This is a genomic window from Photorhabdus sp. RM71S (assembly GCF_042879355.1).
Taxonomy (GTDB): Bacteria; Pseudomonadota; Gammaproteobacteria; order Enterobacterales; family Enterobacteriaceae; genus Photorhabdus; species Photorhabdus kayaii.
The window spans coordinates 1-223 of record NZ_JBHFKV010000308.1 but is presented as its reverse complement, the minus strand read 5'-3'; the positions used below and the strand labels follow the sequence as shown (position 1 = coordinate 223).

Sequence of the window (223 nt, the reverse complement as noted above, 5' to 3'; positions counted from 1 at the left end):
CGTCAACCTCTGGAGCCTGCCAGACCGTCAGTTGCGACTGTAATTCAAAGGGCAAGGTTTCAAAGTTGATATTGGGATTCAGGGTGTCCGGTAGCCGTGTCGGCACGCGAACCGCGTCCCGTAGCGAAAATAACACCTTAAACAATTGTGCCATACCGGATACGGCTTCACCGTGTCCCACCTGTCCTTTTAGAGTGCCCAGACTGTAACGCCCCGATGTTCC

General features: G+C 53.8%; 1 protein-coding gene. It reads right to left on the bottom strand.

Features of this window, described 5'->3' with window-relative positions:
• Window positions 1-223: hypothetical protein (locus tag ACGF5R_RS25015; RefSeq protein WP_387693356.1), on the bottom strand; the 223-nt coding region annotated here is incomplete at both ends.